The organism is Brachybacterium vulturis, from assembly GCF_043641765.1.
GTDB lineage: Bacteria > Actinomycetota > Actinomycetes > Actinomycetales > Dermabacteraceae > Brachybacterium > Brachybacterium vulturis_A.
Window position 1 is genome coordinate 148,470 of record NZ_JBHZRO010000003.1, and the last position, 9,106, is coordinate 157,575.

Here is a 9,106-nt window from a genome sequence, read left to right on the forward strand (position 1 = left end):
TCGAAGAGCGTGGGGAGAGCGACGGAGGCAGCCGCTGACCGGGCATAAAGCGGTTTAGGAAGCCTAGCACCGTGACCGTGCCGACTGTCGCTCGTCCTGGCTCTCCCGCGGCTGCTCAGCCCGCGTCGCCCTCCGCCTCCTGCTCGCGCCGCATGTCTGCCAGCAGGGTGTTCATATAGTCGTGCACGTCCTCGAAGCTCAGCGAGCGCTCGTCGCGGCGGGGCGGTATCCCGCCCACGAAGGCGCCGCCGTGCCAGGACATCGAGTCGTCCGGCAGGGTCGGGTCATCGTCCTGCCAGAGGTCGATGGGGACCGCGTGAGCGGCCAGGTCGCGGGCGATCTCGTCAGCCTGCGCGGGGCTGCCGGAGCGCTGCAGCACGGAGACCAGCAGCGACTGCGCGGCCCAGGCGATCGCGTCGTCCGCGCTGTCCTGCCCGGGATCGATCGACTCCTGGACCAGGGCGAGGTAGCTCGCAGCGAGCTGGTCGGCACCGTCCTCGTGGTGATCCTTCGCGACCCGCAGCGCGACGCGGGGCACCAGGTCCCGGGCATCCCAGAGCACTGCGGCGCCCACCAGAGCCATGCCCACCCCGGTCGGGAAGTCCGGATCCAGGGCGAGCGCGGTGGACGGGGCGCGGCCGGCGCGCCGCTCGTCATCGGCCGCGAGGAACTCCTGGATCGAGCGGGCGATCGCCGCCCGCGCCCTGGCGTCGTCACGCAGGACGGCCTCGGCCTCGGCGGGGTCCACGCCCAGCCGGAGCGCGATGCGCGCGAAGGGGAAATCCGGACGGGCCAGGGCCGCGTCTCGGGTCGGAACCAGTGCGCCGGTCGTCTGCTCATCGCTCATGTCTCGACGCTACCTCCCGGGAGACGGCTCCCGCGAGGAGCATTCCCGGCTCAGCGGCCGCGCAGCGCCTCCAGCGCCCGCTGCAGGTCCGCGGGGTACTGCGAGCGGTAGGTGACCTCTCGCTCGGACACCGGATGGATGAAGGTCAGCTCCATGGCGTGCAGCCACTGGCGGATCAGCCCCACCTTCTCGGCGAGCGTCGGATCCGCCCCGTAGAGCGGATCCCCCACCAGCGGATGGTGCAGTGCGGACATGTGCACCCGGATCTGGTGGGTGCGGCCGGTCTCCAGGCCGATCTTCAGCAGGGTCGCACCCGAGAGGTCCTCGAGGGTCTCGTAATGGGTGATCGAGTGCTTGCCGTCGTGGCGCACGGCGAACTTGTAGTCATGCTGCGGGGAGCGGCCGATGGGCGCCTCGATGGTGCCGCGCGGCTGGTCCGGGGTGCCCTGACAGACCGCGTGGTAGACCTTTCCGACCTCCCGGGCGCGGAAGGCGTCCTTGAGGGTGGTGTAGGCGCGCTCGGTGCGGGCGACGACCATCAGCCCGCTGGTGCCCACGTCCAGGCGGCTGACGATGCCCTGCCGCTCCGGGTCGCCGGTGGTGCGGATCCCGACCCCTGCGGCGGCCAGGTGACCCAGCACGGTGGGGCCCCGCCACCCGGCGCTGGGATGCGCGGCGACCCCCACGGGCTTGTCGATCACCACGATGTCCTCGTCCTGATGGATCAGGCTCATGCCCTCGGCGATCTGCGGCCGCACCTCGACGACGGGCTTCTCGTCGGGCAGCTCGACGTCCACCACCGCTCCGGGCTCGAGCCGGGTGGAGCGGGCCGGCATCTCGCCGTCGACGAGCACGTGCCCGGCCACCACCAGCTCGGCGACGCGGGTGCGGGACAGGCCCAGCATCCGCGAGACGCCCACGTCGACCCGCTCGCCGGCGAGGCCGTCGGGCACCATCAGGGTGCGCGAGGCGCTCACCGCGGCTCCTCCGGGGTCGTGTCCCGGTTCTGGGCGGACTCCGGTGCCGGAGCGTCGGTGGCGGGGTCGGCGGCGATGCCGAACAGCCCGAGGGCGATGATCAGGATCGCGCCGCCCACCACGGCCATGTCGGCGATGTTGAAGACCGGCCAGTGGGGCAGCTCGAGGAAGTCCACGACGGCGCCGTGGAAGGGAGAGGGATCCCGCAGCAGCCGGTCGTGGATGTTGCCGAGCGCGCCGCCCAGGACGAGGCCGAGCGCGAGCGCGTATCCCGGGGAGCGGACGGCCTTGAGCGCGAAGACGATCACGCCGATGACGATGGTGATCTGCGCTCCGGTGACCACCGGGGTGATCTCCGACCCCATCCCCCAGGCCGCGCCGGTGTTGTAGAGCAGGGTCAGCTGCAGGAACTCACCCAGGAAGGGCTGGGGCACCAGCTCCTCCAGGTTCGCCACGGCCCAGTTCTTGGTGATCTGGTCGCTCACCGCGAGCACCGCGGCGATCACCCCCATGATCCCCAGGACCGCGCCCCGGCTCAGACGGCGGCGAGCGCCGGAGCCCTCGGGCCCGGCGCTCGCCGACTCGGTGGCAGCGTTGTTCACAGACCGAAGTTCGCCTGCTTGTCCTGCGTCTCGCTGGTGTCGAGATCGCGGAGCTGGTTCTCCAGGTAGTTGCGCAGACGGTTGCGGTAGTCGCGCTCGAAGTTGCGCAGGCCCTCGATGGTCTTGTCGAGCTCGGCCTTCTTCTCCTGGAGCTCGGTGAGGGTGAGGCGGGACTTCTCCTCGGCCTCGCCCACGATCCGCTTGTGCTCCTCGTTGGCCTCGGTGATCAGGCGGTCGCGCTCGTCCTGACCGTTCTTGACGTGCTCGTCGTGCAGACGGTTCGCCAGGGCGATGATGCCGGCCGCGGACTGATCCGGGGTCTCCTGCACGGGGGCGGCCTCGACAGCGGGCTGCTGTGCGGGGGCGGCGTCCGCGGAGACGGGCTCCTGCGCGGAGGTGTCGGCGACGACGGTGTCCGCGTCGGCCTCGTCGGCGGCGACCGCGTCCTTCTCGTCCGCGGTCTCATCCGCGTCGGTGACCGAGGTGGTGTCGATGATCGCATCGGTCTCGCCGGTGGCGGAGACGTCCGCTGCCGGGGCGACGGCGGTCTCGCCGGTCTCGAGCTCGGCGATGCGGTTGTGCGCCTCCTCGAGCTCCATCTTCAGGCGCTCGTTCTCGGCGATGAGTTCCTTGAGACGAGGTTCCACGTCGTTGTCGAGGAAGTTGTCCACCTCGTCCATGTCGTAGCCCTCGGAGAACCGAACGGGGGTGAACCGCTGATTCTGCAGGTCTTCGGGCATCAGAGCCATGGGTCACCTTTTCCTAGTGATTACGTCAGAAGCGCGGTGCGCGCAGTGCCGTCAGCCTAGCGGATGCTGCGGAACTTCCCGAACCGGAAGGTCGTCACATCGCCAGGCTGCCGAGGACCCGCAGCAGGATCCATCCGACGATCAGCAGGAGCATCAGGCTCAGGTCGAGGGAGACGGCGCCGATGCGCAGCGGGGGGATCAGGCGTCGGAGGCCCTTCACCGGCGGGTCGGTCAGCGTGTAGACGACCTCGAACAGCACGAGCACCAGTCCCGAGGGCCGGTACTCCCTCGCGTAGGACTGGATCCACTCGAGCACCAGTCGCGCGATGAGCACGATCAGATATATCAGGACTGCGAGGTACAGCGCTCCCGCGATGAGCTGCACGGGATCTCAGCTCTGGTTGTAGAAGCTGCCCTCGTCGGCAGAGCTGTCTCCGTCGACCTGGACGAACTCCGGCGAGAGCAGGAACACCTTGGACGTGACGCGCTCGATGGTCCCCCGCAGGCCGAACACCAGGCCCGCCGAGAAGTCGACCATGCGCTTGGCGTCGCCGTCCTGCATGTCCGTGAGGTTCATGATGACCGGCACGCCGTCGCGGAACGACTCGCCGATCGCCTTCGCGTCGTTGTAGGACCGCGGATGGATCGTGGTGATGCGATGCATCGACTCCTCCACTGCCGGGGCCATGGAGACCACGTTGGAATGCTGACGGATCGGGGTCACCTGGGCCTCCCGGTCGGGTGCGGGCTCAGGGCCGCGCTCGGTGCGGCGGGGCGCAGCGACGGCCTCGTCATGGCGGAGCCGCTCGTCCTCGTAGTACTCGTCGTCGACCTCGTTGGCGAGGCCGAGGGCGACCATGGCGTTGCGCCAGTTTCCCATCGCAGATCTCCCAGTCTGTTGTTCACGCTGACCTGGGCTCCAGGGAAGCACGGGGGAGTGCGCGGGAGCCCTTGCCCACTGAAAGTACCGTAGCCATTTCCCCTGCGACGGGAGGCGCCCGGCGTGTCGTGGGCGTGTCCGGTGCGGCGGAGCTCATCCTCCAGGCACCCCGCGGGCTCACCCACGGCGGAGCACCCCGGCGAAGCGGCCGGTGCGGGAGCTGCGGCGGTAGGAGAAGAAGCGCTCGTCCTCGAGGGTGCAGGGATGCTCCATGTCGAGGGCATCGCGCGGCACCCCAGAGGCTTCGAGCACCGCGGCCGCGCCGGCGCGCAGGTCCAGGGACGGCGAGTTCCAGGAGGTGCGCGCCCAGGTCGCCGGCAGCCGGGCCGCGGCCTCCTCGCGCAGGGATGCGGGGACCTCGTAGCAGGCCCCGCAGATCGAGGGCCCGATGCTCGCCTCCAGGTCCTCCGCGCGGGCACCGAGCCCGATCATCGCCGCGACCGTGTGCTGCAGCACGCCGCTCAGCAGGCCCTGGCGACCGGCGTGGGCGACCGCGACGACGCCGGCGACGGGATCGGACAGCAGCACCGGCAGACAGTCGGCGACCATGATCGCCAGCGCGACGTCGCGCCGGTCGGTGACCATCGCATCTGCGGTGCGGAGCGGCACGTCCCCCCTCGCGGGCAGCACGTGGACGTCGGCGGAGTGGACCTGGTCGACGAAGGCCACCGGGGCGCCGATCTCCGCGGCGAGCAGGGCACGGTTGTGCTGCACGCGGCGCTCCTCGTCCCCGACGTGGCGGGCGAGGTTCAAGCCGGCATGCTCCCCGGTGCTCACTCCTCCGTCCCGGCCCGTGAACAGGGCACGGGCCCCGCGAAGACGCGGGACCCGTGCGGTGAGGAGTGCGCTCACTTCAGGAACGAGGGCAGATCCAGATCGTCGTCGTCCGACGGCGGCTCCTCGATGTGCGGCGGGCGCGCGGGCTCCCGCTCGGGGGCCCGCGGCGCCGGCTGCGGGGCGGCCTGGCCCTGCGCCGAGTCCTGGTCGCCCTCCGTGTCCGCCGCATCCATGACCTCGGTCTCGGCCTCCGCAGCGCTGGCGCGCGACGGGGAGAAGGCCTGCTGCGGCAGACCCCAGGCGCCGGGCGCGGCGGCGTTCCCGCTCTGGGCGGGGCGCTGCTCCTGGGCCGCCGGGCGGGGCTGGGCGGCGCGCGGCGGAGCGGCCTGCTCGGTGCGCGGTGCCGGCCGCTGCTGCGGGGCGATGTCGTGGCGCGGGGCCGGGCCGCCGCCTTCGAAGCCGGCGGCGATGACGGTCACGCGGACCTCATCGCCCAGGGCGTCGTCGATGACGGAGCCGAAGATGATGTTCGCATCCGGGTGCGCGGCCTCCTGCACCAGGCGAGCCGCTTCCGAGACCTCGTACAGGCCCAGATCGCTGCCGCCCTGGATGGACAGGAGCACGCCATAGGCGCCGTCGATCGAGGCCTCCAGCAGCGGGCTGGAGACGGCGAGCTCGGCAGCCTGCAGGGCGCGGTCGTCGCCGCGGGCGGAGCCGATGCCCATCAGGGCGCTGCCGGCACCCTGCATCACCGACTTGACGTCCGCGAAGTCGAGGTTGATCAGGCCCGGGGTGGTGATCAGGTCCGTGATGCCCTGGACACCGGAGAGGAGGACCTGGTCCGCGCTCTTGAAGGCGTCGAGCATGGAGACCTGCTTGTCCGCGATGGACAGCAGCCGGTCGTTGGGGATCACGATGAGGGTGTCGACCTCGGCCTGCAGACCGGCGATCCCGGACTCCGCCTGGGTGGAGCGGCGGCGGCCCTCGAAGGTGAAGGGGCGGGTGACCACGCCGATGGTCAGCGCACCGAGGCTGCGGGCGATCTTGGCGACCACGGGCGCGCCCCCGGTGCCGGTGCCGCCGCCCTCGCCGGCGGTCACGAAGACCATATCGGCCCCGCGCATGACCTCTTCGATCTCCTCGGCGTGGTCCTCGGCCGCCCGTTTGCCGACCTCGGGGTCGGCGCCGGCGCCGAGGCCGCGGGTGATGTCCTTGCCGACGTCGAGCTTGACGTCCGCGTCGGACATCAGCAGCGCCTGGGCGTCGGTGTTGATCGCGATGAACTCGACGCCCTTCATCCCGGACTCGATCATGCGGTTGACGGCGTTGACACCTCCGCCGCCGACGCCGACGACCTTGATGACTGCGAGGGAGATCTGGGTTCCGGCCACGTTTGGGTCCTTGCTCTTGTCGTTCCTCCGCGGAGAGGGGCCTGCGTCGCACCTGGTCGTGGACTTCCGAAACCCTGGACCTCGAGTTGAGGTTCGGACTTCGGGGCACCGCTCCTTTCCTCTGACGCTAGGGACCGGTGCACGTGCACGCAAACACCGAGGGCGCGTGTCGGCGACGGAGGGGGCCGAGATCACCGAGGCGACCTCGGCCCGCGTCATCGGGTGACGGGTGCGACCGGCGAGGAGACGTCGATCACGGAGCCCGGCTGGCCGAGCAGCGCCTGGACCACCTCGGCCTTGAGCTCCGCGTCACGGGCGTCGCCCCACACGACGGTCTTGGCACCCCCGCCCTCGAGGGCGAGCTCGATGGTGACGTCGCTCGCGGAGGAGGCCGAGACCTCCCGGACCGCGCCGCGCAGCGAGGCGGGCATCTCCGCGAGGACTTCGCTCATCGCGGCGGCCGCTCCCTCGGGATCGGTGGAACCGCTGGTGACCGTGAGCGGGACCAGGGTCTGCCCCTCCCCCGCCGCGGCGGGCAGCGCCTGCCCGTCCTCGCCGACCACCACCGAGGTGCCGTCGAGCGCGGTGAGCAGCGCGATCGGAGCGGACTCGGTGATCCTCACCCGGACTCCGTCCGGCCAGACCCGCTCGACGTCGACGGAGGCGACCCCGGGCACCGCGCCGACCTGTTCGGCGATCTCCCCGGTGGGCAGCAGCAGCACGCTGCCGTCGGCTCCCGGCCCCAGCGCGGCGCGGATGTCCGCCTCCTCGACGTAGCCGGTGCCCTCGACCTCCACCTCGCGGACCTGCAGCGCGGGCAGGAAGACCGCGGCGGCCAGGGCCGCGACCACCAGCCCTGCGGTGATCGCGACGCCGATGACGATCGCGCGGCGGCGACGGCGCCAGGGACGGCCCACGACCAGCGCGCGGAAGCGGCCGGCGGCCTGGACCACCCGGCCGCCGTCCCTCGACTCCTCGGCCGCCGCAGCGAGCGGACGCGGGCGACCGACGGTCCGGGAGCGGGGACGGGGGGCCGGGGCGGGCGACGCTGCCGACGGGGCGGGGCGGGACGCGGACGATGCGGACGGAGCGGAGCGCGCCGAGGCCGGGGACGCAGGCGCGGGGCGCGCCGGACCCGCCGTGCGCGAGGACGCGGGAGCAGGTGGGACCTCGGTCGCGCGCCGCCGGACGGCCGGGGTCTCCGAGGGGCGCTGCGGGCTCGCCGACCCCGCCGACCGACGGGGGCTCTGCCGGGGCCGCGGGGCGGTGGGGCGCCGGGCCATCAGGGGCGTCCTCGGGCGGCGTCCAGTGCGGCCATCAGCCCGGGGGTGATCTCCACGACGTCCCCGGCGCCGAGCATCAGCAGCAGGTCACCGGGGCGGGCGGCCGCGACGACTCGTGCCACGAGCTCCTCGTCCCCGGCGACCGGCTCCACGGCCTCGGCCGCGAGGTCGGTGATCGTGCGCGCATCGACCCTCGGGTCCGGGTCCTCACGGGCCGCGTAGACGGGCAGCACCCAGGCCAGATCGGCGGCCGAGAGCGCGGCGGCGAAGTCGACCGCGAAGTCGCGGGTGCGGGAGTACAGGTGCGGCTGGAATCCGACGAGGACCCGTCCCGGCACCGGCCGCGCGGCGACGATCCCCCGGGCGGCGGCGATGGTCGCGGCCACCTCCCGCGGATGGTGGGCGTAGTCGTCCACGACGGTCACTCCCCCGGCGGTCCCGGCTACGTCGAAGCGGCGGGAGGCGCCCGTGAAGGTCCCCAGCCCGGCGGCGAGGGCAGTGAGGTCCGCCTCCGGCACGGCGGCGGCGCTCGCGGCGAGGGCGCCGAGGGCGTTGAGCACGTTGTGGTGCCCGGTCACCGAGAGCTGTGCGGTGAGCTCCCCGCGGGGCGTGTCGATCGCGATCTCGGCGCCGCGGGGACCGCTGCGCTCCTGCCGCAGCGCCCACTGGGCGTCCTCGCCGGTGCCGTAGCCCACGACGGTGAGGCCGCGCTGGGCCGCGCGTCGCCCGAGCGCGCGGGCGCCCGGGTCGTCGGCGCACACCACGAGCGTGCCGCCCGGGACGAGCTGTGCGGTGAGGGCATCGAACGCCGCGGTGAGGTGCGCGGTGTCGCCGTGGAAGTCGAGGTGGTCGGGCTCGAGGTTGGTCACCACCAGGGAGCGCGGGGCGAAGGCGAGGAAGGAGCCGTCGGACTCATCGGCCTCGACCACCGCGAGTCCGGTGCCCGGGGCGGGTCCGGACGGAGCGGACGGCACGGACGCCGCGGCGCCGAGGCCGGCGTTGCGGCCCAGATCGGGCACCGCCGCGCCGAGCGCCCAGGCGGGGTCGTGCCCCGCGCCGCGCAGCGCGGTCACGGCCATCCCCGTGGTGGTGGTCTTCCCGTGGGTGCCGGCGACGGCGACCAGGTCGCGGTCGCCGAGCAGACCGGCGAGGGCGGCGGCGCGGTGGATGACGGGGAGCCCCCGCTCGCGGGCGGCGAGCACCTCGGGGTTGTCGGCACGCACGGCGGTGGAGACGATCACCAGGTCGAGGTCCGGGGCCAGCAGGCTTGCGTCGAAGCCGATGCCGATGCGGGCTCCGGCTGCGCGCAGCGGGTCGATGAACTGGCCCTCCTGCGAGTCGGAGCCGCTGACGGTGAGCCCGGACTCGAGCGCGAGGCGGGCGACGGCGCTCATCCCGGCTCCGCCGATGCGCACCACGTGCACCGAGCGCACGTCCCTGCCCGCCGGCCAGTCCGGCTGGGTGACCACGTCGCCGGCACGCAGGATCGTGCGCGGGGTCAGCGGCGGCAGGGAACCGTTCTCGGGGGCAGAAGTCATGT

10 protein-coding genes are annotated in these 9,106 nt (G+C 72.8%); all 10 read right to left on the reverse strand.

All coding sequences use genetic code 11. The features are described from left to right. Positions 1–115: 115 nt before the first annotated feature. On the reverse strand, positions 116–847 hold the full coding sequence (locus tag ACHUEU_RS03390) for a hypothetical protein (protein ID WP_394214484.1): 732 nt from the start codon (positions 845–847) through the stop codon (positions 116–118). Between the two features lie 50 nt (positions 848–897). After that, positions 898–1,824: an RluA family pseudouridine synthase gene (locus ACHUEU_RS03395; protein WP_394214486.1), complete on the reverse strand. Its 927-nt coding sequence runs from the start codon at positions 1,822–1,824 to the stop codon at positions 898–900. After that, positions 1,821–2,426, reverse strand: a complete 606-nt coding sequence (gene lspA / locus ACHUEU_RS03400) for a signal peptidase II (RefSeq protein ID WP_394214487.1) — start codon at positions 2,424–2,426, stop codon at positions 1,821–1,823. Before lspA ends, ACHUEU_RS03395 begins: the two co-directional genes overlap by 4 nt. After that, positions 2,423–3,175 carry a DivIVA domain-containing protein gene (locus tag ACHUEU_RS03405; protein WP_394214489.1) on the reverse strand — a complete coding sequence of 251 codons (753 nt, stop codon included), beginning with the start codon at positions 3,173–3,175 and terminating at the stop codon, positions 2,423–2,425. Before ACHUEU_RS03405 ends, lspA begins: the two co-directional genes overlap by 4 nt. 94 nt (positions 3,176–3,269) lie before the next feature. Then, a complete protein-coding gene (locus ACHUEU_RS03410) occupies positions 3,270–3,560 on the reverse strand; it encodes a YggT family protein (RefSeq protein WP_096803625.1) in 291 nt (96 codons plus the stop codon). A 6-nt stretch (positions 3,561–3,566) separates the two neighbouring features. Further along, positions 3,567–4,055: a cell division protein SepF gene (locus ACHUEU_RS03415; RefSeq protein WP_096803626.1), complete on the reverse strand. Its 489-nt coding sequence runs from the start codon at positions 4,053–4,055 to the stop codon at positions 3,567–3,569. Between the two features lie 177 nt (positions 4,056–4,232). Further along, positions 4,233–4,967 carry a peptidoglycan editing factor PgeF gene (gene pgeF / locus ACHUEU_RS03420; protein WP_394214490.1) on the reverse strand — a complete coding sequence of 245 codons (735 nt, stop codon included), beginning with the start codon at positions 4,965–4,967 and terminating at the stop codon, positions 4,233–4,235. Next, positions 4,964–6,283, reverse strand: a complete 1,320-nt coding sequence (ftsZ, locus tag ACHUEU_RS03425; protein WP_394214491.1) for a cell division protein FtsZ — start codon at positions 6,281–6,283, stop codon at positions 4,964–4,966. Before ftsZ ends, pgeF begins: the two co-directional genes overlap by 4 nt. 215 nt (positions 6,284–6,498) lie before the next feature. Continuing rightward, positions 6,499–7,236, reverse strand: coding sequence for a cell division protein FtsQ/DivIB (locus ACHUEU_RS03430; RefSeq protein WP_394214493.1), 738 nt, complete (start codon positions 7,234–7,236; stop codon positions 6,499–6,501). Between the two features lie 329 nt (positions 7,237–7,565). Next, positions 7,566–9,104, reverse strand: coding sequence for a UDP-N-acetylmuramate--L-alanine ligase (murC, locus tag ACHUEU_RS03435; protein ID WP_394214495.1), 1,539 nt, complete (start codon positions 9,102–9,104; stop codon positions 7,566–7,568). Positions 9,105–9,106: the final 2 nt, after the last annotated feature.